This window comes from Lentzea flava, from assembly GCF_014648475.1.
Lineage (GTDB): Bacteria > Actinomycetota > Actinomycetes > Mycobacteriales > Pseudonocardiaceae > Lentzea > Lentzea flava.
On the sequence record NZ_BMRE01000014.1, the window covers coordinates 117,196 to 137,396 of the forward strand.

The 20,201-nt window shown below is 68.6% G+C and carries 23 protein-coding genes; 10 read left to right on the top strand and 13 right to left on the bottom strand.

Going from position 1 to position 20,201, the window contains the following annotated elements; genetic code table 11:
• Nucleotides 1-32: 32 nt before the first annotated feature.
• From IEZ09_RS47460 to IEZ09_RS18655, 4 genes are read right to left on the bottom strand one after another with little or no spacing between them, the layout of a single operon-like run.
• Nucleotides 33-167, bottom strand: coding sequence for a hypothetical protein (locus tag IEZ09_RS47460; RefSeq protein ID WP_268247630.1), 135 nt, complete (start codon nucleotides 165-167; stop codon nucleotides 33-35).
• Nucleotides 164-889 (bottom strand): lysophospholipid acyltransferase family protein, encoded by a 726-nt coding sequence (locus tag IEZ09_RS18645; RefSeq protein ID WP_229812690.1) that lies wholly within the window; start codon nucleotides 887-889, stop codon nucleotides 164-166. Before IEZ09_RS18645 ends, IEZ09_RS47460 begins: the two co-directional genes overlap by 4 nt.
• Nucleotides 886-1,875, bottom strand: a complete 990-nt coding sequence (locus IEZ09_RS18650; protein ID WP_189254986.1) for an MBL fold metallo-hydrolase — start codon at nucleotides 1,873-1,875, stop codon at nucleotides 886-888. The genes IEZ09_RS18645 and IEZ09_RS18650 overlap by 4 nt, the downstream gene beginning before the upstream one ends.
• A gap of 47 nt (nucleotides 1,876-1,922) precedes the next feature.
• Nucleotides 1,923-2,192 (bottom strand): GNAT family N-acetyltransferase, encoded by a 270-nt coding sequence (locus IEZ09_RS18655; protein ID WP_229812691.1) that lies wholly within the window; start codon nucleotides 2,190-2,192, stop codon nucleotides 1,923-1,925.
• Between the two features lie 30 nt (nucleotides 2,193-2,222).
• On the opposite strand from IEZ09_RS18655, the gene IEZ09_RS18660 reads away from it, so the two are divergent.
• The 4 genes from IEZ09_RS18660 (at nucleotide 2,223) to IEZ09_RS18675 (ending at nucleotide 7,230) form a co-directional block, all read left to right on the top strand.
• Nucleotides 2,223-3,209, top strand: a complete 987-nt coding sequence (locus IEZ09_RS18660) for an LLM class flavin-dependent oxidoreductase (protein ID WP_189254988.1) — start codon at nucleotides 2,223-2,225, stop codon at nucleotides 3,207-3,209.
• Between the two features lie 45 nt (nucleotides 3,210-3,254).
• Entirely contained in the window at nucleotides 3,255-3,740 is a 486-nt protein-coding gene (locus tag IEZ09_RS18665) for a hypothetical protein (RefSeq protein ID WP_189254989.1), read from the top strand.
• Nucleotides 3,741-3,998: 258 nt separating this feature from the next.
• Nucleotides 3,999-4,715, top strand: a complete 717-nt coding sequence (locus IEZ09_RS18670; protein ID WP_229812692.1) for an ABC transporter ATP-binding protein — start codon at nucleotides 3,999-4,001, stop codon at nucleotides 4,713-4,715.
• Nucleotides 4,708-7,230: an ABC transporter permease gene (locus IEZ09_RS18675; protein ID WP_189254991.1), complete on the top strand. Its 2,523-nt coding sequence runs from the start codon at nucleotides 4,708-4,710 to the stop codon at nucleotides 7,228-7,230. Before IEZ09_RS18670 ends, IEZ09_RS18675 begins: the two co-directional genes overlap by 8 nt.
• Here the strand turns inward: IEZ09_RS18675 and IEZ09_RS18680 are convergent.
• Nucleotides 7,221-7,853, bottom strand: a complete 633-nt coding sequence (locus IEZ09_RS18680; RefSeq protein WP_189254992.1) for a TetR/AcrR family transcriptional regulator — start codon at nucleotides 7,851-7,853, stop codon at nucleotides 7,221-7,223. The genes IEZ09_RS18675 and IEZ09_RS18680 overlap by 10 nt on opposite strands.
• A 54-nt stretch (nucleotides 7,854-7,907) precedes the next feature.
• On the opposite strand from IEZ09_RS18680, the gene IEZ09_RS18685 reads away from it, so the two are divergent.
• The gene (locus IEZ09_RS18685) at nucleotides 7,908-8,342 is read left to right on the top strand and encodes a VOC family protein (RefSeq protein ID WP_189254993.1); all 435 of its coding nucleotides are present in this window, start codon (nucleotides 7,908-7,910) and stop codon (nucleotides 8,340-8,342) included.
• A gap of 51 nt (nucleotides 8,343-8,393) precedes the next feature.
• Here IEZ09_RS18685 and IEZ09_RS18690 read toward each other — a convergent pair whose 3' ends face one another.
• Nucleotides 8,394-9,221: a poly(ethylene terephthalate) hydrolase family protein gene (locus tag IEZ09_RS18690; RefSeq protein WP_229812693.1), complete on the bottom strand. Its 828-nt coding sequence runs from the start codon at nucleotides 9,219-9,221 to the stop codon at nucleotides 8,394-8,396.
• Between the two features lie 241 nt (nucleotides 9,222-9,462).
• Between IEZ09_RS18690 and IEZ09_RS18695 the strand changes: the two genes are divergently transcribed.
• On the top strand, nucleotides 9,463-11,388 hold the full coding sequence (locus IEZ09_RS18695) for an endo-beta-N-acetylglucosaminidase (RefSeq protein WP_189254994.1): 1,926 nt from the start codon (nucleotides 9,463-9,465) through the stop codon (nucleotides 11,386-11,388).
• On the opposite strand, the gene IEZ09_RS18700 is transcribed toward IEZ09_RS18695, so the two are convergent.
• Nucleotides 11,372-13,081, bottom strand: coding sequence for a discoidin domain-containing protein (locus IEZ09_RS18700; RefSeq protein ID WP_189254995.1), 1,710 nt, complete (start codon nucleotides 13,079-13,081; stop codon nucleotides 11,372-11,374). The genes IEZ09_RS18695 and IEZ09_RS18700 overlap by 17 nt on opposite strands.
• Before the next feature lie 202 nt (nucleotides 13,082-13,283).
• Between IEZ09_RS18700 and IEZ09_RS18705 the strand changes: the two genes are divergently transcribed.
• Complete coding sequence (locus IEZ09_RS18705) at nucleotides 13,284-14,120, top strand: DUF1996 domain-containing protein (RefSeq protein WP_189254996.1); 837 nt, start codon at nucleotides 13,284-13,286, stop codon at nucleotides 14,118-14,120.
• Nucleotides 14,093-14,560, top strand: a complete 468-nt coding sequence (locus IEZ09_RS18710) for a hypothetical protein (RefSeq protein ID WP_189254997.1) — start codon at nucleotides 14,093-14,095, stop codon at nucleotides 14,558-14,560. Before IEZ09_RS18705 ends, IEZ09_RS18710 begins: the two co-directional genes overlap by 28 nt.
• Here IEZ09_RS18710 and IEZ09_RS18715 read toward each other — a convergent pair.
• Genes IEZ09_RS18715 through IEZ09_RS18725 form a run of 3 tightly spaced genes read right to left on the bottom strand, consistent with a single transcriptional unit; the run spans nucleotide 14,553 to nucleotide 16,449 of the window.
• A complete protein-coding gene (locus IEZ09_RS18715) occupies nucleotides 14,553-15,212 on the bottom strand; it encodes a hypothetical protein (RefSeq protein WP_189254998.1) in 660 nt (219 codons plus the stop codon). The genes IEZ09_RS18710 and IEZ09_RS18715 overlap by 8 nt on opposite strands.
• Nucleotides 15,209-16,084: an ATP-binding cassette domain-containing protein gene (locus IEZ09_RS18720; RefSeq protein WP_189254999.1), complete on the bottom strand. Its 876-nt coding sequence runs from the start codon at nucleotides 16,082-16,084 to the stop codon at nucleotides 15,209-15,211. Before IEZ09_RS18720 ends, IEZ09_RS18715 begins: the two co-directional genes overlap by 4 nt.
• Nucleotides 16,084-16,449, bottom strand: a complete 366-nt coding sequence (locus IEZ09_RS18725; RefSeq protein ID WP_189255000.1) for a GntR family transcriptional regulator — start codon at nucleotides 16,447-16,449, stop codon at nucleotides 16,084-16,086. The genes IEZ09_RS18720 and IEZ09_RS18725 overlap by 1 nt, the downstream gene beginning before the upstream one ends.
• A gap of 63 nt (nucleotides 16,450-16,512) precedes the next feature.
• Between IEZ09_RS18725 and IEZ09_RS18730 the strand changes: the two genes are divergently transcribed.
• Together IEZ09_RS18730 and IEZ09_RS18735 are read left to right on the top strand one after the other, a co-directional pair.
• Nucleotides 16,513-17,331 (top strand): DMT family protein, encoded by an 819-nt coding sequence (locus IEZ09_RS18730; RefSeq protein ID WP_189255001.1) that lies wholly within the window; start codon nucleotides 16,513-16,515, stop codon nucleotides 17,329-17,331.
• Nucleotides 17,328-18,008, top strand: a complete 681-nt coding sequence (locus tag IEZ09_RS18735; RefSeq protein ID WP_189255002.1) for an SDR family oxidoreductase — start codon at nucleotides 17,328-17,330, stop codon at nucleotides 18,006-18,008. Before IEZ09_RS18730 ends, IEZ09_RS18735 begins: the two co-directional genes overlap by 4 nt.
• Here the strand turns inward: IEZ09_RS18735 and IEZ09_RS18740 are convergent.
• From IEZ09_RS18740 to IEZ09_RS18750, 3 genes are all read right to left on the bottom strand, one after another.
• Nucleotides 17,998-18,192: an MbtH family protein gene (locus tag IEZ09_RS18740; RefSeq protein WP_189255003.1), complete on the bottom strand. Its 195-nt coding sequence runs from the start codon at nucleotides 18,190-18,192 to the stop codon at nucleotides 17,998-18,000. The genes IEZ09_RS18735 and IEZ09_RS18740 overlap by 11 nt on opposite strands.
• A gap of 22 nt (nucleotides 18,193-18,214) precedes the next feature.
• Nucleotides 18,215-19,471, bottom strand: a complete 1,257-nt coding sequence (locus tag IEZ09_RS18745) for a lysine N(6)-hydroxylase/L-ornithine N(5)-oxygenase family protein (RefSeq protein WP_189255004.1) — start codon at nucleotides 19,469-19,471, stop codon at nucleotides 18,215-18,217.
• Between the two features lie 114 nt (nucleotides 19,472-19,585).
• Nucleotides 19,586-20,185, bottom strand: a complete 600-nt coding sequence (locus IEZ09_RS18750; RefSeq protein WP_189255005.1) for a helix-turn-helix domain-containing protein — start codon at nucleotides 20,183-20,185, stop codon at nucleotides 19,586-19,588.
• Nucleotides 20,186-20,201: the final 16 nt, after the last annotated feature.

Below are 20,201 nucleotides of genomic sequence, written 5' to 3' on the forward strand. Positions count from 1 at the left end.
GCTAGACGCGTCTAGTGTGTCTAGACAGTCGGTCAGTCGACGCCTCGGACGATCAACGGATCGTCGTCGGCTTGGACGACCCACTCCTGGTCGTCTCGTGGTTCGGGGACGACAGGCGCCCAGAGCCCGTCTCCGCCAGGCCTGATGGTCACGTTCGGCGCAGTCATGCTTTTTGGCTACCCGTTTGCGCGGAACGTATGCCGGACAGCATGGTCGTGATGGCGTCCATGACCCGCGCGGTCGCCTCGTCCAGCACCTCGGCGGTCAGCTCGAGGTCGTAGAGGTCGGACAGGTCGACGGGCGCGCCGGCGACGACCTCGATCTTCTTGCGCGGCAACAACCTCGGCAGGATCGTGCCCCTGGGCAACAGGTCCTGCGTGCCCCACTCGGCGACCGGGATCACGGGCACCTGGCTCTCCAGAGCCATCCGCGCGACGCCGGACTTGCCCTTCATGGGCCAGTTCTCGGGATCGTTCGTGAACGTGCCCTCGGGGAACACCATCACGCACTCCCCCGCCCGCAACGCCTCCACCGCGGGCTTCAGCGCCTCCGCGGCCTTGACCGTCCCGCGTTCCACCGGGATGTGCCCGCCGGAGCGCATGACCCAGCCGATGACCGGGGTGCGCCACAGCGACGCCTTCGCGAGCACGCGCGGCACCCGGCCGGACATCAGCGAGAACACGACGGCGGCAACGGTGTCCGCATTGGACAGGTGGTTGAACGCGAGGATCACGCCGCCGCTGCCCGGCACGTGCTGCCTGCCGCGCACCCGCAGCCGCACGAACAGCACGACGATCGGCCACAGCACGTCGATCGCGAGCGAGAACCAGAATCCCCTGCCTCTGCGAGGCATCTTCCAGGTCCAGGCGGCCAGCTCCAGCGGTGTCACGGTTGATATTCGAGCACGCCGCCGTTCACCGTTCGGGTCAATTCGCCACGTTCGACCAGAACGTCGAGATGGGCGGCCGTCTCACCGATCGCCAGCACCTGGTTGAACATGTCGAGGTCGTCGAACCGGCGCTGGCGGCGGGTCCAGCCGATCTTGCGGGCGGTCTCGAACGCGCTGCCGCTCACGGCCTTGAGGATCTCCTCCAGGCGCTGTTCGTGGTGGTGCAGCAGCTCGTCCACGCGAGCGTGCGAGCTGTCCGTCACGGGGCCGTGAGCGGGCAGGAGCCTGAGGTCCGGCAGCTCGCGGGTGAGCCGGAGCGACGTCATGTAGTCGCCGAGCGGCAGTTCGGGCCGCAACGGCTCGAAGCCGATCGACGGCGTGATGTGCGGCAGCACGTGGTCGCCGGAGAACAGCACCTTCGCGGTGTGGTCGACGAACACGACGTGGCCGCGGGTGTGGCCGGGCGTCGGGATGACCTCCAGCTTGCGGTGTTCGAGGTCGACGGTGCTGCGGACGAGCCACTCGTCGGGTTCCTCGTAGTCGCGCAGCGCCTCGCCGCGATCGACGTGGTGCATGATCCTGATCCACGTCTCCGCCAGCTCGGTCGCACCCCATTTGCGCAGGTCGTCGACGTGCTGGTCGGTCTGCCCGTGCAGGATGTGCCGCAGCGACGGCTGCTCGCCGAGGCCGAGCCCGATCTTGGCGCCGAACATCCGCCGCAGCGACACCGCCATCGTGAAGTGGTCGCGGTGCACGTGCGTGACGAGGAACCGCCGGATGTCCTCGAAGCCCTTGTTCAACGTGCCCAGCGCGGCCTCGAGCTGGTCGCGCGCCTCGTCCAGCGCCCAGCCCGAGTCGACCATGACGAGGCCGTCGCCGTCCTCGATCGCGTAGACGTTGACCGCGCGCAACCCGTCGTTCGGCAGGGGCAGCGGGATGCGGTGCACTCCTGGTGCCACCTCGAACGCGCCCGGTTCACTCCACACGCCCGCTCACCTCATTGTTAGCGATTGTTAGCGCCTGCAAGTAATTCCTACCGGACGGTAACACGGTATTCGGGGTGCTTGTCGATGTACTTCGCCACGAACGGGCAGATCGGGGAGACCTTGAGGCCGCGGGCCTGCGCGTCGTCGAGCGCGAACTTCGCGAGCTCGGCGCCGAGGCCCTGACCTGCGTAGGCCTCGTCGACCTCGGTGTGCGTCAGGGCGATGACGTCGCCGATGAGCTGGTAGTCGAGCTGCCCTGCCAGCTGGCCGTCGACGTGGAGCTCGTAGCGGCTGTCGGTCTCGTTGTTGGTGACCATGTCAACCATCTTGCCGGGAACGCTGGAAAAATGGCGCGCATGGACGTCTACCTGCTGATCCTGGGCGACCACCTGCCCAACCCGTGCACGGGCGAGGAGGTGTCCCAGGCCGACCGCCTGCGGGCGATGGTCGAGCAGGCGGTGGTGGCGGAGGAGTCGGGCTTCGCGGGCGTCGCGATCGGCGAGCACCACTTCACCCGCTACATCGTGTCGGCGCCGGAGCTGCTGCTCGCCGGCGTCGCGGCACGGACGTCCACGCTGAAGCTCTCCACCGGGGTGACGCTGCTCGCGCACCGCGACCCGGTGCTGGTCGCCGAGTCGCTCGCCACCCTGGACGTGCTGTCGAACGGCAGGGCCGAGCTGATCGTGGCGCGCGGGGTCGACCAGCAGACCGACGCGGCGTTCGGCGTGCGGCCGGGTGAGCTGCGGGAGCGGTTCGAGGAGCACCTGCGGTTGCTGATCAAGCTCCTCAAGGAGCCGGCGGTGAGCTGGGACGGCCGGTTCCGCGGACCGTTGAGCCACGTGACGACGACACCGCGGCCGGTGCAGGCGCCGCGGCCGACCGTGTGGATCGGATCGGGGTCGGCGGTGTCGGCCGATCTGGGCGCGGAGCTGAAGATGCCGCTGATGCTGCCGTCGACGCTGCGGGATCCCCTGATCTACGCGGAGGTCGTGCAGCGGTACCGCGAACGCTTCCCCGGCGGACGGGTCGGCGTGCCCAGCCATGTGTTCGTGGCGCACGAGAACGCGCGCGAACGGTGGCGGCCACACCTCGCCGAGTACGCGCGGTTCGCCGATCCGTGGCGCGGGGACGGTGACGTCGACGTGGACGCGATCATGGACGGCGCGGCGGTGTGCGGGACGCCGGACGAGGTGGCCGAGCGGCTGAACTCGTTGGCGGAACAGCTGTCCATCGACACGCACCTCGTGATGGTGGACATCGGCGGGCTGCCGCACGAGTCGGTCGTCGAGACGATTCGCCTGTTCGGCACGGAAGTTCTGCCGAAACTTGTTTAACGCGAGCGGTGCCAAGGGTTAACACACGTCCGTCAGGATTGTCGTGTGGGCATCACGGTCATCGGCATCACGCATCCTGGGCAGGTCGGGGAGCTTCCCGGCGGCACGAACGTGCTGGTGCTGGCCGATGACGGAACGTACGCCGATGAGTTCCTCGACACCGACTTCCGTGCGCATCAGCTGGTGGTGCGCGCACACGGGCGCGGGTCGGCTTTCTTCGGGGTGGCGGACAAAGCCCGTGAGTTGGGTGCGGATCGGGTCCTCTTCGGGGGTGCGCACGACACCGCCGCCTCCTTCACCACCGGAGAGGATCCCGTACTCGTGCTCGGCGTGCGACCGCCGGGTGGCCCGATCGCGTGCAACGCGGCGTTCCTCGAACGGCTCGACCACTGGCCGCGGCCGGCCCGCGCGTACCGCGAGGACGTCGACCACTGGCTCGCCGAGAACGCGTTGCGCGAAGGCCTGCGCGTCGAACTGGTTTCATGGCGAATGGAACCAACCGTCCCAATGCGACGGAAGTTGACGGCCTAGTCATCGGAAGGCGGAAGACACTGTCCCGCCTGTGAAATACCGTTTCCTCCGCACCGCATGCGCGCGCATACGCAGTGCAGCTGAGAGTTCTCTCAGCGTGGCGGCCGGGGGCGGGTCACCGGGGTTAATCTCAGGGTCATCTCAGTGGAAGACCTGACCCTTCGGTGTGCCCGTGTCGCCGAAGATGGTGCGCACGAGACCCACAGGAGGGGACAGACAGTGAGCGCGTCCGATGGAGTCGCGGCAAGAGCCGTTGACGTGTGGAAGGAATACGGGTCCGGCGACGCTGCCGTGACCGCGCTCGCGGGGGTGAGCGTCGAGCTGGAGAAGTCCAGGTTCACGGCGATCATGGGGCCGTCGGGGTCGGGCAAGTCCACGTTGATGCACTGCCTCGCGGGCCTGGACGACGTGACGCGGGGCGAGGTGTGGATCGGTGACACGAAGGTCACCGGGCTGAAGGACCGCGGTCTCACGGAGTTGCGGCGCGACAAGGTCGGCTTCATCTTCCAGCAGTTCAACCTGCTGCCGACGCTGACGGCGGAGGAGAACATCACGCTGCCGCTCGCGATCGGTGGCAAGAAGGTCGACCGCGCGTGGTTCGACGTCGTCGTGGACACGGTCGGGTTGCGCGACCGGCTCACGCACCGGCCGACGCAGCTGTCGGGTGGTCAGCAGCAGCGCGTGGCGTGTGCGCGTGCGCTGGTGTCGCGGCCGGACGTCGTGTTCGCGGACGAGCCGACCGGCAACCTGGACTCGCAGTCCGGTGCGGAGGTTCTGGGGTTCCTGCAGCGGTCCGCGCGTGAGTTCGGGCAGACGATCGTGATGGTCACGCACGACCCGAACGCCGCGTCGTACGCCGACCGCGTCATCTTCCTCAAGGACGGCCTCATCGTGCGCGAGCTGCTCTCGCCGTCGGCCGAGGAAGTTCTGGACACGATGAAGCACCTTGACGGTGTCGTGGTGCCGCATGTTTAAGGCCACTATCAAGAGCTTGCTGTCGCGCAAGCTCCGCTTGGTGCTGTCCGCGCTCGCGGTGGTGCTGGGCGTGATGTTCGTGTCCGGCTCGTTCGTGCTGACCGACACGCTGCAGCGGTCGTTCACCGACCTGTTCTCGTCGGCTTTCGCCAATGTGGACGTTTCGGTGTCGCCGAAGACGGAGAAGGGCAAGGAACCCCAGCCGATCACGCCGCAGGCCGTCGCCGACGTGAAGTCGGTGCCGGGCGTGGCATCGGCCGTCGGGGACGTGCAGGGCTCCGCGCGGCCGATCGGCAAGAACGGCAAGGTGATGACCACGTCCGGGGCGCCGCGGTTCGGCTCCAACTGGACGGGCACCGGTCAGGAGAAGATCCGGGAGGGCAGGGCACCGCAGGCCGACGACGAGGTCATCGTCGGCGCGTACCTCGCGTCGTCGGGTCAGTTCAAGGTGGGCGACGACATCGCGCTGCTCACGCTGGAACCCAAGAAGACCTTCAAGATCACCGGCATCTACGAGTACGCGGGCGGGCGCGACTCGCTGGGCGGCGAGCTGTCGGTGGCCTTCACCGAGCCGGTCGCGCAGCAGTTGTTGCTGGGCCGCAAGGACGCGTTCTCGTCGATCACCGTGACGGCGGCGAACGGCACGTCCGAGGACGCGCTGCGGGACGCCGTCGCGGCCAAGCTCGGCTCCGCCTACGAGGTGAAAACCGGTGCGGCACTGGCGAAGGAGCAGGCCGACCAGGTCAACGAAGGCCTGAAGTTCTTCAACTACGTGCTGCTCGGGTTCGCCGGCATCGCGTTGTTCGTCGGCATCTTCATCATCCTCAACACGTTCTCCATCATCGTCGCCCAGCGCACGCGTGAGCTCGCGCTGCTGCGGTCGATGGGTGCCTCGCGCGGCCAGGTCATCGGGTCCGTGGTGCTGGAGGCGTTCGTGATCGGCCTCATCGCGTCCGTCGTCGGTCTCGGGGCAGGGATCGGCATCGGCGCGTTGCTGGCGAAGATCTTCAGCTCGGTGGGCGGGACGAACCTCCAGCTCGCGGGCATCGGTGTGCCGATGTCCGCGGTGATCTCGTCGTTCGCGGTCGGCATCGTCGTCACGGTCGTCGCGGCGGTCATGCCGGCGCTGCGGGCGTCGCGGATCGCACCGGTCGCGGCGATGCGCGAGGCGGCGACGCCGGACCGGCCGCTGACGAAGGTCACGATCATCGGCGCCCTGGTGGCCGCCGCGGGTGGCACGGCGCTGGGCTTCGGGTTCAAGCAGGCGTCGCTGCCGTTGATCTTCGGCGGCATCCTGGTGGCGTTCGTGGGCGTGGCGCTGCTGACCCCGCTGCTGTCCAAGCCGATGGTGTCGCTGATCGGCCGCCTGCTGTCGTGGTCGATGCCGGGACTGCTGGGGCGCCGCAACTCCGCGCGCAACCCGCGCAGGACCGCGATCACCGCGGCCGCGCTGATGGTCGGCATCTCGCTGATCACCGGCGTGAGCGTGGTGCTGACGTCGGCGACCAAGTCGATCGAGAAGCTGGCCGCCGGCCAGATCCAGACCGACCTGATCATCTCCGGCGAGGGCCAGATGGAGGGCATGCCCGCGACGTTCAAGCCGGAGGTGCTGAAGAAGGTCGAGCAGACCGACGGCGTCAGCTCGGCGTTCGGCTGGTCGTCGGACGGCGTGCTGCAGGGCGAGGACCAGCTGTTCGCGGTCGCCGTCTCGGACGTGCCGGCGATGAAGCAGATGTTCGGCCTCAAGCCCCACTCCGGTGAGATCGCGCCGCTGCGCGACGACCAGCTGGCGTTGTCGGAGGCGCAGGCCGCGGAGAAGGGCTGGTCGCTCGGCACGAAGGTGACCCTGCAGCTGGCCAGGGCGAGTGAGCCCAAGACGTTCACCGTCGGGTTCATCTGGGCCAAGACGCAGGTGTTGCAGGGCGCGCTGGTGCTGCCGGCCTCCGCCGGGAAGGACTTCCGGTCCGACGGCATCGGCCAGGCGTTCCTGCAGGTGAAGCCGGGTGCGTCGGTGGCGGACGTGCAGAAGCGCGTCGAGCCGCTGTTCGCCGACAACCCGGAGATCTCCGTGCAGGACCGCAGCGCGTTCGTGAAGCAGACGACCTCGCAGTTCGACACGGTCCTGCTGATGATCCAGATCCTGCTGGCGCTGGCGATCCTGATCGCGGTCCTCGGCGTCATCAACACCCTGGCGCTGTCGGTGATCGAGCGGACCCGCGAGCTGGGTCTGCTGCGGGCCATCGGCATGCGGCGGGCGCAGGTGATGCGGATGATCACCGTCGAGTCGGTGGTGATCTCGGTGTTCGGCGCGGTGCTCGGCCTCGCGGTCGGTGTGGCGCTCGGGCTCGCGACCGTGCAGGCGTTGAAGGACCAGGGCATCACGGAGATCGGGTTCCCCTGGATGACCATGGTCCAGTACCTGGTGGTGGCCGCGGTCGTCGGTGTGATCGCGGCGATCCTGCCCGCGATCCGCGCGGCTCGGCTGAACGTGCTGGACGCGATCGCCTACGAGTGAGCGAGTACGAGTCGTGACCAGGTTTCCACCAGCCACGACTCGTACTCCTCGATCGTCTGCTCCGTCGTCCTGGTGAGCAGCAGGTAGGTCTCGGCCTGGCCGAGCACCGCCCCCGTCCGCGCGACCCAGTCGATGTTCTCGTTCGAGATCAGGCCGTCGGCGGCCAGCTTCCGGAAGAAGCCGCCGATGGCCTGGTGCGTCTGCGCACGAGCCGCCTGCGCGCGTTCCGCGATCTCCGGCTCGATCGCCTCGGCCTGTTGTGCCACTTGGAGAAGCGCCCCCGTGCGGGCCATCAGCTGCGCGCTGATCGAGGCCATGCGCGCGATGCGTTCCTCGACCGTCGGCGCGTTCATCGCCTTCTGGAACCAGTCCCGGTCGGGCACGGCCACGCGGTGGTAGTCCCCCGCGATCGCCACGTCGAGGCAGCGCTGCAGCAGCACCGCCTTGGTCGCGAACCGCACGTACACCGTGCGAGCCCCCACCCCCGCGTGTTTCGCCACGTCGGCGAGCGTCGTGGCGACGTAGCCGCGGTCGGTGAACAGCTCGGTGGCCGCCTCGATGATCCGGACCTCGGTGTCCGCCCGGCGCGCCGCTCGCAAATCCCTGTTGACGTCGTCTGGCACATGTTGCAGTCTAACTGCATACATGCAGTCTCACTGCAATCAGGGGTAACGATCATGAGCACACCGCTGCTGGACGGCATCCACCACTTGAAGCTGCCGGTGTCCGACCTGGAGAAGTCACTGGACTGGTACACGACGAACCTCGGCTACGAGCTGGCGGTGAACTTCGTCGAGCAGGGCGTGCGGATGGGCGTGTCCATGGACCACCCCCGCGGCGGACCGGAGCTCGCGCTGCGGCTCAACCCCGATCGCACGGCCGCCGCAGCGGGGTTCGACTACTTCGCCATCGGTGTGCCGGGTCAGGAGGCCATCGAGGGTCTCGCGGCACACCTCACCGAACACGGCGTCGACCACGCCGGAGTCCTCAGGACGCCGGTCGGCTGGGTGCTGCTGGGCGTGCACGACCCGGACGGCCACGAGCTCCGGTTCTACACCGTGCCGATCGAGCTGCCCGAGGGCTTGCCGCGTCCCTTCACCAGGGAGTCGTGACCGCGGGCGCGGTGCCGGGCCGTCGCACGCCGGCACCGCGCCCGACAGGGGTCAGGCGTGCGGACAGGTGTCGAGGTACGCCGAGATGAGCGTGTTCGGCGCGGGCGCCGGACACAGGAACTGGTCGTAGCGCAGGTCGTTGTCGACGAACCGCTTCAGCCACGACAGCGTGTACTTGCGGACCGTGACGTTGTCGCTGCGCGGATCGGAGTGGTCGCCGCCGCGCAGCTCGACGAAGGCCTTGTCGGGTGCGGCCGTGATCGAGTTGTAGAACGGCAGCGAGTGCTGCGAATCCGGGGCGGTGGGGTCGTTCTGGCCGCCGACCAGCATGGTGGGCACCCCGACGGTCGACCAGTTCTTGGTGGTGTGCCAGCCGGCCAGCGGGATCGAGGCCTGCAGGGCGGGACGCGTCGCGGCGGCGCGCAGGGCTCCGCCGCCACCCATGGAGTGGCCCATCACGGCGAGGCGCGAGGCGTCGACGCGCGGGTTGGTGCGGACGACGTGGTCGAGCGCCGCGAGCAGCTGGCGGCCGCGGCTGTCGGGGTCGTCCCAGCCGGACAGCGTGTTGATGGTGATCACCACGAACCCGTAGGACGCGAGCCGCGGACCGAAGTGCGCGACGGACGTCTGGGTGGCGGTGAAACCGGGTGAGATGGCGACAGCACCGAACGTGAGGTCACTGGTCGGCGTGTAGACGGTGCCGCCGCCGAAGTTCGACTGGCGGGCGACGGTGGCCGACGTGACGGCGAAGGTGCCACGAGCGGCCTCGACCGATGCGGCCGTGGGAGCCGGGCCGCGTTCGTAGGGGTTGGCCGCCGCGTTCGCGGTGGCCGGGACGAGTGTCAGGACGAGCGCCGCAAGCACGGCTTTGATGCGCACGACGATGTCACCTCAATTGGTTGCAGGGGTACCAATTTGCGACAGCTCCCCAACGCTACCGCTCAGTAGCCAATTCGGCTTTCGGCCACATGGATGGTTGCGGAAACGTTTCGACGCCGTTCCAACGGACGTCACCGGCCCGTCCCCGGTCACCGAGCGCAGCCGATCGCCGAATTGTCGTCCGATGGAGTCGCTGAAGAAGCGGTATGCGGCGAATCGGATGGCGCACAAGGGTGATCGCGTGCCCACTCGGAGACAGTTCCTCGTTCTGAGCTCGACGGTGGCGTTGACCGGTCTGCTGTCCGAGACTCCCGCGTCCGCCGCCGAAGCCGCGCAACCGTACGCGTCGTACTGGCACCCGGCCACGATCCTCGACTGGGATCCGTCGACCGACCGGGACGCGCGGTACAACCGCAGCACGGTGCCGCTGGCGCGACGGGTCGTCCCGGCACGTCCGGCCAACCCGCACGCCCACGCCGGTGAAGCGCGCGTGCAGGCGTTGGTGGCGTACGCGCCGACGAGCAACAACCCGTCGCAGGGCTCGCTCGACATGAACTACTACGCCACGAACTACTGGCAGTACATCGACGAACTGGTGTTCTGGGGCGGTTCCGCGTCGGAGGGCCTGATCCTCGCGCCGAACCCGACCGTCACCGATGCCGCGCACCGCAACGGTGTCCGCGTGATCGGCAACGTGTTCCTGCCGCCCACCGCCTACGGCGGCCAGATCCAGTGGGTCCGCGACTTCGTCCGGCGCGAGGGCGACAGGTTCCCGGTGGCGGACAAGATGATCCAGGTCGCGCGGCACCACGGGTTCGACGGCTGGTTCCTCAACCAGGAGACCGCCGGCGGCGACACCCGGCTCGCGAACGACATGCGCGACTTCATCGTCTACTTGCGCAGGAGCGGGCTGCGGGTCATCTGGTACGACGCGATGACCGACTCCGGCAGCGTCTCGTGGCAGAACGCCCTGACCGCGCGGAACAAGATGTTCTTCGAGCAGTCCGACGAGATGTTCCTGAACTTCTGGTGGAGCACGCAGGGCCTCGCGAACTCGGCGGCACTGGCCGGGCAGATGGGCCGCAGCCCGTACGACCTCGCGTCCGGTGTGGACGTCGAGGCGAACGGCTACAACACGAGCGTCGGCTGGGCCTCGGTCTTCCCCGAGGGCAAACCGCACGTCACGTCGCTCGGCTTCTACCGTCCCGAGTGGACGTTCAAGTCGTCGACCGGTCCCGCCGACTTCTACGCGCGGGACAACAGGTTCTGGGTCGGACCGAACGGCGACCCGTCCAACACCACGTCGACGGCGAGCTGGAAGGGCATCGCGCACCACATCACCGAGCTGACGCCGATCACCTCGCTGCCGTTCGTGACGAACTTCAACACCGGGCACGGCAGGAAGTTCGCGGTCAACGGCACCGTGCGGTCCTCCCAGGCGTGGAACAACCTCTCGCTGCAGGACGTGCTGCCGACGTGGCGGTGGAGCGTCACCGGCGCCGGGACGAAGGTCGTGCCGTCACTCGACTGGGACGACCCGTACGACGGCGGGACGGCGCTCAAGATCACCGGAACACCGGTGTCCGCCAACGACGTCCGGTTGTTCGCGACGTCGTTGCGGCTGACCGGGAACAGCCAGTTCGAGATCGTGCACCGCACCGGCACCGGGCCCTCGCGGCTGCAGGCCGTGCTGCGGATCGGCAGCGCCGAGAAGGTCCTGGACCTCGGTGGCGTCTCCGGGGCGTGGCGGCGCAGCGTGTTCCCGCTCGGCGAGCACTCCGGCGCGACGCTGACGGAGATCGCGCTGCGGGTCCTGCCCGGCGGCCCGATCACCGCTCTGATCGGCCGGATCGGTGTGACTGACCCGGTCATGACCCCGCCGACGGCACCGGCGAACGTCCAGGTCGTGCAGGTGAGCCGCACCAACGCCACGACGGTGTCGGCACGGCTCACCTGGACGCGCTCGCCCGGTTCCGTCCGGCAGTACCGCGTCTACCAGGGGACGGGTGCCGGGCGCATCTTCCTCGGCGGCACGACGAACGACGCGTACTTCGTGCCCGCGATCCCGCTGGCCGCGGGGGAAACCGCGCAGATCGAGATCGAGGCGGTCAGCGAGGCGTTCGACGTCTCAGCGCCGGCCGGGGTCCCGATCACTGGTACACCCTGACGTAGTCGAGCACCATGTCCTGCGGCAGCTGCGTCCCCGGTCCCGGCGGGCCGGGGAAGTCGCCGCCCACCGCGTTGTTGATGATGATGAAGAACGGGTGGTCGTAGACCCACGGTCCGCGTGTCGACTCCAGCTGGTTCCTGTCGACGGTGAAGAAGCGGTTCCCGTCGACGCTGAACGTCATGTGGCTGGAGTCCCACTCGACCGCGAACGTGCGGAACGCCGACCCCGCCGCTGTGCTGAGGTCGAGCGGCTGCCCGAACCCGCCCGCGCCGTTGTAGGCGGGCGCGTGCAGCGTCGAGTACACCCGGTTCGGTTCGCGGCCGACGTGCTCCATGACGTCGATCTCGCCGCAGTTCGGCCACGGCGTGCGCTGGTCGAAGAAGTCCGCGCCCAGCAACCAGAACGCAGGCCACAGCCCCTGCGTCGTCGACACCTTGACGCGTGCCTCGACCCGGCCGTAGGTGAAGCTGAACCTGCCGTGCGTGTTGAGCCGCGCCGACGTGTACTGGCACGTCGTGCTGCCGCTGATCGGATCCCGTGGGCACGTGCTGCCCGGCGTGACCTCCCTGCGCGCCTGCAGCACCAGGTTGCCGTTGCCGTCGTGCCGGGCGTTGTTGTTGTTCGTGTAGTACTGCAGCTCGTTGTTCACGCCCGGCCCGGTCTCCGCCTGCCACTTCGAGGCGTCCGGCCCGGTGCCCGCGGGAGCGTTGAACTCGTCGGCCCACACGAGCCGGCCGGGGAACGACGGGTCCGGTGGCAGCGGCGGAGCGGGTGTGGGGTTGCCTCCGGTGCCGTAGACCTGGAACTCCCACAGCGAGTAGCCGTAGCCGTTCGACCTCGCCGTGCCGAACATCCTGACGTACCGGCCCTGGCCGCTGACCGTCAGCGTCTCCTTGAAACCGCGGCCCGTCGTCGTCGAGTAGATCTCGCGCCAGTTCGCGTTGTCGTCGGACACTTCGAGTTTGTAAGCCGTCGCGAAGGCCGGGTCCCACTGCAGCACGACCTTCGAGATCCTCGCCGGTGCTCCCAGGTCGACGGAGATCCAGCCGGGATCGACCCAGCCGGTCGTCGCACTGGTCGCCCAGCGGGTGGCGGGATCGCGGTCGAACGCCTTGGCCGGGACGCACTGCCCGCAGTTCGCGTCGTCCTGGAACGTCGACGCCGCGCCCTGTTTGCCGTACGAGAGCAGGGTTTCCGCGGTTCCGGTGTCGCGCGTGCCGAACACCTGGAACTCCCACAGCGAGTAACCCCACTGGGTGGCGCGTTCGGTCAGGTCGAGCCGGACGTACCTGCCGGTGCCGTTGACGGTGAGTGTCTGCGTGCCGCCCGGCCCGGTCGCGGTGCTGTACAAATCGTTCCAGGTGTTGCCGTCCGGAGAGATCCTGAGGCTGAACGCCTTGGCGTGCGCGGTTTCCCACGCGAGCGTCACCTGGTCGACCTTCGCCGTCGTGCCGAGATCCATCTGGATCCATTGCGGGTCGCCGAACTCGCTCGACCAGCGGGTGCCCAGGTCGCCGTCCACCGCCGCGGCCGGGGTGAAAGCAGCGTTCTCACTGCTGGAGGCCGTGACGGGACGGCCTTGCGAGAGCAGCGGACCGGCGGCAGCCGCGTGGACCGGGACGAGCAGGGAGGCCGCGACCAGTGCCGCGGCGGCGAGCGGGAGTCTTCCTCGTTGAAGCCTGCCTGACATGGATGCTCCTAGGACGGAGAACGGGACCGTGAGAGCGCCCTGGAGGATTCCGAGCGTCGGCGCAGCGGGCAGGCGATGTCAAGAAAACCGGTACTACTGAACATTTCTTGCGGATTGACGCCCCCAGACGACTGGGCCATGCTCGACTGACGTGAGAGCGCTCTCCTAACCGCCCGCCCCCTGCAGCGGAGAGGAGGCTTCAATGAAGAAGCCCTTGTCCCAGCTGGCCGCCGTCCTCGCGCTGGCCGCCGGCGTGCTCAGCGTTCCCGTTACCGCGCAAGGAGAACCCGTCCGCGTCGCCGAGTTCGTCGCGGACTGTCAACTCAGTCACCGCCTTCCCGACGACCCGATCGTCCTGCCGAACCTGGCCGGTGCCTCGCACTTCCACGACTTCTTCGGCAACCACTCGACGAACGCCCGCTCGACCCTGCAGTCGCTGGAGGGGCAGACCGGAAACTGCAACCCGGCCGCGGACATCTCCTCGTACTGGGTTCCGACCATGTACCGCAACGACACCGCGATCGCCCCGACCGGCATCACCTTCTACTACCTCGGTGAGGGCGTGAACAACCCGGCGGCGATCCAGCCGACGCCGTACGGGCTGAAGATCGTGGCGGGCAACGCCAAGGCCACCGGCGACCACGACAGCATCGCGCGCTGGTCGTGCCTGCACGCGGGTCACGTCAACCCGTCGAAGAACTTCGTGGAATGCCCGGCGGGCACGATGCTGGAGACCTACCTGGACTTCCCGCAGTGCTGGGACGGCCGCAACCTCGACTCCGCCGACCACAAGTCGCACATGTCCTACCCTGTCGCGGGCGGATGTCCTGCCACGCACCCGGTTCCGGTGCCGAAGCTGCGGATGGTGCTGCGGTATCCGGTCAACGGCAGCACGGCCGGGGTCAGGCTCTCGTCCGGCACCGGGCAGACGATGCACGGCGACTTCTTCAACGTGTGGCCGCGTGCCGAGATGGAACGCCGCGTCCGCAACTGCATCAACGTGGTGATGAAATGCGATCACGCCGGCAACCACGGCTGATCGTGCTCCTGCTGGCAGGCGTCCTCCTCTCGGCCTGCCAGCAGGAACCACCACCACCTCAGAACACTTACGGCACAACGGAACGCGCGTTCGTCGAACTGGCGATCGCGACCGACGAGCAGGCGTTGAAACTCGTGGAGCTCGCCGGAAAGCCCGAGCTGGTGGAGAACCGCCTGGCCGAGCTCGCGGAGTTGCGGAAGCTGCTCGACGCGCCGTACGTGAACAACCACGCCGGCCACGACATGCCCGGCATGCCGACGGATGCGGAGATCCAGCTGGCGGCGACCGATCCGGACGCGCTCGAGCAGTTCGTCCACGCGCATCTCACCGAGTCGCTGGAGGTGCTGCGCTCGGCGGGACCCGCGATCACCCACCCGCCGACCGCCGAGGTGGTCGAGCTGATGGAGCGCCACCGCACGGCCGAGCTGGCCGTCAGGTAGTGCGCAGCCGGATCGGCATGTCCCTGGCGACGGCCCACGTCCCCGCCAGCGCGATCAGGAACGCCAGCACCGACACGGCGTGCCAGCCGGAGCCGAGCAGCACCGGCACGTTGCGGATGAACGGCAGGTTCCCCGATCCCGGGATCCCCGCCGTCGTGACGACCGCCAGCGCGAGCCCGACCGGCACCGAGAAGATGCCGCCCGCACCGAACCGGTCGAACGCCGCCGCGCAGAACATCCCGACCGCGCACCAGACCAGGAACATCAGGAAGTACGCGAGCGGTGTGCCGTGCTCGTCCGCACGCCAGTCCATCACCGCGTAGATCCCGCCCTCGACCACGAACCCGAGCCACGCGACCAAGGCCATCGCCAGCGCGAGCACCACCGAGAACCCCGATGCGGCAACGAGGAACTCGCGGCGGGTGCGGCCGTGCGCGACCGCGATCGGCAGCAGGTTGTGGATCACGTAGACGCCGACCCAGAGCAGGAACCAGCGCGCGATCTGCGACGTGACGACGTTCCACGCGCTGATCTCGACACCGCGGAACGCCGAGACGATGAACGTGACCACGACGGCGAACGCGAACACGCCCGCCGCCACCAGCGCGCTGTACGCGGTCAGCGTCTTCGCCAGGACCCGGAAGATCTTCACCGCTTGCCTCCCACCGGTTCGGTGAGGTGGACGAACAGGTCCTGCAACGCGATCGGGCCGAGCTCCAGCCCGAGCTGACGCGCGCGGATCAGCTGCTCGTCGTCCAGGCTCCCGTAGACCATCGCGGCCTTGGTGCGCCCCAACGACCTCTCGCTCAGCACGGTCAGCCCGGCGGTGAACTCGTCGACGTCGGCGGCGTTGCCCGTGACCTCGGTGCCGCGCGAGCGCAGCACGTCCGCCTCCTCCTGCAGCACCAGCCGGCCGTTGTCGATGATCACGACCTCCTCCAGCAGTGAGGCCAGCTCCTCGATGAGGTGGGTGGAGATGATGATCGTGCGCGGGTGGGCCATGAAGTCGTTGAGCAGGGCGTCGTAGAACGCGTACCGGGTTGGCGTGTCCATGCCGAGGTGCGACTCGTCGAGCATCGTGAGCGGCGAGCGGCTGGCGAGCGCGATCACGACGCCCAGCGCGGACCGCTGCCCCAGCGACAGCTCGCCGACCTTGGTCTTCAGCGGGATCTTGAACAGCTCGACCAGGTCGAGCGCGTACGCGTTGTCCCACGTGTCGCGCCAAGCCGCGCCGTACTCCAGCACGTAGGAGACCTTGTCGCCCTTGTCCGCGGCGTCGGCGCTGTGGCGCACCAGGCACACCTTCCCCATCGCGGCGGCGTTCTCGAAGACCGGCTCACCGTCGAGCCGCACGGAACCGATCGGCCTGCGGTACCCGGCGAGCGCCGACATCAGGCTGGTCTTGCCGGAGCCGTTGCGCCCGAGCAGGCCGTAAATCTTGTTTCCCGACAACGAAAAGCTCATGTCGTCGATGGCGGTGACGTCCCCGTAACGCACCGTCAAGCCCTGCACGTCGACGCGCATCACACGGCCCCCTTCTCGTGCTGCTCGATGCGGCGGATGACGTCGGCGAGCGGAATGCCGATGGCCCGCGCCTCCGCGACCATCGGGTCCACGACCTCGCCGAAGAAGGTCTCCCTCCCCTGTGCCCGCAGCATGTCGCGAGCCTGCGCGCTCACGAACATCCCGATCCCCCTCTTCTTGTAGAGCACCTTCTCGTCCACGAGCTGCTGAAACGCCTTCGCCGCGGTCGCCGGGTTGATCCGGTAGTAGGCGGCGTACTGGTTGGTCGACATGACCTGCTCGTCCGCCTTCAACGCACCGCTGAGCACGTCCGCCTTGATCCGGTCGGCGATCTGGCGGTAGATCGGGCTCCGGTCGTCGAACATCGCTACTTCCTTGGTTCGTTACTCATGTAATGAACCATAGCAGTAGCGGCGTAGGATTGGCACGTGGTCGGGGTCGCGATCCTGTGCGCGGTGCTCGCCGCCGGGTGCAGCGCGCTCGGCGCGATGTGGCAGCACGCCGGTGTGCGGGAAGTACCCGGCCTGAAGCTGACCTCGGCGTACCGGCTGATGTCGTCACGCCGGTGGGTCTACGGGTTCCTGATCCTGCTGGCGTGCGCGGTCCTGCAGGTCCTCGCACTGGCTCTCGCACCCGTTTCCGTGGTGGCTCCGTTGAACGCGCTGGCCATCCCGATCATCGCGGTGGCGCGGGCGCGGAGGATCACCGGACTGCTCGCGGTGGCGGTGCTGGTCGCCACCGCCGGCATCGTGGTGTTCGTGTCGATCACAGCGGGCGAGGCCGTGCCGACCGAGGTGTCGGCGAAGGTCGCGTTGCAGGCCGGGCAACTCGTGCTCGCGGGAGTGCTCGTCTGCACGGTGGTGGCGACCTTCCAGACAGGGGCGGTCCGCGCGCTGGCTCTCGCCGTGGGCGCCGGGATCGCGTACGGGCTCGTCGCCGTGCTGGTCCGCGACGTCACGACCACGCTGCCGCGGATCGAGTGGCTCTCGTTGACCGGACTGGCCGTGGCCTTCCTCGTGGGGGCCTGGTTCATCCAGCTCGGGTACGCCGCGGGGCCGCCGGACGTCGTCGTGGCCGGGCAGACCGTCGTGAACCCGATCGTGGCGGCGTGGATCGGCATCAAGCTGCTCGGCGAGGGCACCGGCATGAGCGGGCTCACCCAGGCAGGTCTCGTGATCAGCGCGATCGGCGCGGTGACCGGCACCGTCGTGCTGGCGCACTACCACCGTGTCAGGGTGGAGGCATGACATTCGTCGTCACGGGTGGCACCGGCTCGCTGGGCAGGCATGTCGTCGCCGCGTTGCCGGGCGCGAAGGCCGTCTCGCGGTCCACTGGCACGGATCTGTTGCGCGGCACGGGTTTGAGTGCACTGCGCGCGGACGTTGTGGTGCATTGCGCCACGTCGTTCCGCCGCGAGGTCGACATGGCACGGGCGGTGCTGTCGGCCAGGCCCGCGCACCTCGTCTACATCTCGATCGTCGGCTGCGACCGCGTCCCGCTCCCGTACTACAAGCAGAAGCACGCGGCCGAGCGCCTGATCGCCGGCTCCGGTGTGCCGCACACGATCCTGCGCGCCACGCAGTTCCACTCGTTGCTGCGCCGCATGTTCGACAGCACGTCGAAGCTGCCGCTGATGCTCGTGCCGGGCTTCGCGTTCCAGCCGGTCGACGAGGCCGAGGTCGGCGTGGAACTGGCCTCGCTCGCCCAGGCGGCGCCGTCCGGCATCGCACCGGAGATGGGCGGCCCCGAGATCCGTGAGGCCGTCGACTTCGCACGGATGTACCTGGCCGCAACGGGAAAGAAGCGCACACTGGTGCCGTTGAAGGTGCCGGGAGCGACGTACCGCGCCTACCGCGCGGGCGGGAACCTGACTCCCGGCCGCGCGGTGGGCGAGCGGACGTTCGCGGACTACCTCAGCGGATAGAGGCGGGACGCAGGTCGGTCCAGTTCTCCTCCACGTACGCCAGGCAGGCGTCGCGGCTGTCCTCGCCGAAGACCTTGGTCCACCCGGCGGGCACCTCCGCGAACGTCGGCCACAGCGAGTGCTGCTGTTCGTCGTTGACGAGCACGAAGAACCGGCCCTGCGGGTCCTCGAACGGGTTGGTCATGACTCTCCTCGATCCTTTCGTGCTACCCCACGTGTGCCGCGAGCTCCGGCACGGGTTCGGTGGTCGTCCGCGGCCTGCGCAGGACGGACTCGAGAATCTCCCCGACCCGCACCGCGGTGTTCGAGAGCAGCGACGACGTGATGCCGTGGGTGTGTTCCGTCCCGCCCTGCAGGTAGATCCCGCCGCGGATCTCGTCGGTCGTGACGACCCGGTAGTCGCGCGTGACCCGCAACCGGCCGTGCTCGTCGCGCTCGCAGTGGTCGGCGAGATCGCCGAGCAGCCTGACCGGGTTCGCCGGCCGGTACCCGGTCGCGTACACGATGACGTCCGCGTCGATCGGCAGCCTCCCGCCGTCGGCGAGCGACTCGATCACGCACTTGCCGTCGGCGTTCACGTCGGTGAGCCGCGAGGTGTTGTGCAGCAACAACCTCTGCCTGCCGACGACCTTCTCCCGGTAGACCCGCCGGTACAGCTCCTCGATCAGGTCGTGGTCGACCACGCCGTAGTTGGTGTTGGCGTGGTAGCCCATCAGCCGCTGCTTGACGTCCTCCGGCGCCCGGTAGAACTCGTCGACCGCCTCCGGGTCGAAGATCCGGTTCGCGAACGAGCTGTCGTCGGCGGGGCTGTACCCGTAGCGGGCGAAGACCCCGTGCACCTCGGCCTCTGGGAACCGGTCGTGGAAGAACGCCACGGCCTCGGCCGCGCTCTGGCCCGCACCCACGACGACGACGTGCCGCGGGTTTTCGAGGGTGCCGACCTTGTGCAGCAGGTCGCGGTTGTGCCAGATCCGCTCGCCCGCCTCGACGCCGTCCGGCAGGCACGCCTCAAGGCCGGTCGCCAGCACCACGTTGCGCGTCCTGACCAGCTCGTCGCCGACGGCGATCTCGAACCCGTCGCCGTCGGCGCGGATTCCCTGCACCTCGGCGCCGTACGACACGTGGTGCGCGACCCTTTCGGCCGCCCACTCGAAGTAGTCGTGGAACTCCTTGCGCAACGGGAAGAGGTTCTTGTGGTTGACGAAGTCGATCAGCCGGCCGCGGTCGCGCAGGTAGCACAGGAAGCTGTAGCTGCTCGTGGGATTGCGCAGCGTCACCAGGTCCTTGAGGAACGACACCTGCATGGTGGCGTCCTCCAGCAGCATCCCCCGGTGCCAGCCGAACTTCGGCTGCCGCTCGAAGAAGCGCGCCCGGACGGGCCGCGAGTGTTCTTCCACCGCGATCGCGAGAGCGAGGTTGGACGGGCCGAAACCGATTCCGGCCAGGTCTAACACCGGGTTCATCGCGATCCTCCTGGCACCCTGGGCGTCGTAAAGTAACCCTAACTTAACTAAGGCATACCTTAGCTAGTGCATTCGGACGTGATCTACGCCGCTGGCGGGTGACTTGACCGGAACTCAAGGGCTGACGATCAGGCGCGTGGTGGCGAGCAGAGCGCTCGCGGTCAGCCCGAACATGGCGTGGAAGCTGTCGCTGAAGTGGCTCGGCGAGGCGAACCCCGCCTCGGCGGACGCCCTGGTCAGGTCCGCGCCCCTGCTGACGGCGCCCGCGACGTGCACCATCCGCGCCCACAACCGGTACCGGCGAAAACTCGTGCCCGCGCCGGCCGGGAAGAGGTGCAGGAACCGGGAGGTCGACAGGCCGACCCCGGCGGCGACCTGTGCGGCGTTCAGGCCGGGGTCCGACCGCAGGAGCGCGATCGCGGTGCGGATCCGGTCGTCCGCGGTGTCGGTCAGGCCCGGTTCGAGGTAGAGGAACAGCATCCGGCCGTCCGAGATGACCTGGTGTCTCGTTCGCGCGGGGATCAGCACCCCGCGGACGTCGCGTTCGCCGTCGCCGGTGCGGAGGGTGAACGGGCCGTCGACGCCGTAGGCGAAGCAGTCCACCGAGCCGGAGTGGGCGTCCAGCTTCAGCGACGGCCCCAGGTAGGCGGCGTGACCGAGCCGGACCCAGATCGTCGCCCGGCAGCACGTTTCCGGAAGCGCGGACTCCTCCACGCCGCCGATGATTCCA

Coding starts and splice junctions, on each gene's coding strand:
- IEZ09_RS47460 (WP_268247630.1), bottom strand. CDS start 167: ATGACTGCGCCGAACGTGACCATCAGGCCTGGCGGAGACGGGCTCTGG.
- IEZ09_RS18655 (WP_229812691.1), bottom strand. CDS start 2,192: ATGGTCACCAACAACGAGACCGACAGCCGCTACGAGCTCCACGTCGAC.
- IEZ09_RS18660 (WP_189254988.1), top strand. CDS start 2,223: ATGGCGCGCATGGACGTCTACCTGCTGATCCTGGGCGACCACCTGCCC.
- IEZ09_RS18675 (WP_189254991.1), top strand. CDS start 4,708: ATGTTTAAGGCCACTATCAAGAGCTTGCTGTCGCGCAAGCTCCGCTTG.
- IEZ09_RS18685 (WP_189254993.1), top strand. CDS start 7,908: ATGAGCACACCGCTGCTGGACGGCATCCACCACTTGAAGCTGCCGGTG.
- IEZ09_RS18700 (WP_189254995.1), bottom strand. CDS start 13,081: ATGTCAGGCAGGCTTCAACGAGGAAGACTCCCGCTCGCCGCCGCGGCA.
- IEZ09_RS18705 (WP_189254996.1), top strand. CDS start 13,284: ATGAAGAAGCCCTTGTCCCAGCTGGCCGCCGTCCTCGCGCTGGCCGCC.
- IEZ09_RS18710 (WP_189254997.1), top strand. CDS start 14,093: ATGCGATCACGCCGGCAACCACGGCTGATCGTGCTCCTGCTGGCAGGC.
- IEZ09_RS18720 (WP_189254999.1), bottom strand. CDS start 16,084: ATGCGCGTCGACGTGCAGGGCTTGACGGTGCGTTACGGGGACGTCACC.
- IEZ09_RS18725 (WP_189255000.1), bottom strand. CDS start 16,449: ATGTTCGACGACCGGAGCCCGATCTACCGCCAGATCGCCGACCGGATC.
- IEZ09_RS18735 (WP_189255002.1), top strand. CDS start 17,328: ATGACATTCGTCGTCACGGGTGGCACCGGCTCGCTGGGCAGGCATGTC.
- IEZ09_RS18740 (WP_189255003.1), bottom strand. CDS start 18,192: ATGACCAACCCGTTCGAGGACCCGCAGGGCCGGTTCTTCGTGCTCGTC.
- IEZ09_RS18745 (WP_189255004.1), bottom strand. CDS start 19,471: ATGAACCCGGTGTTAGACCTGGCCGGAATCGGTTTCGGCCCGTCCAAC.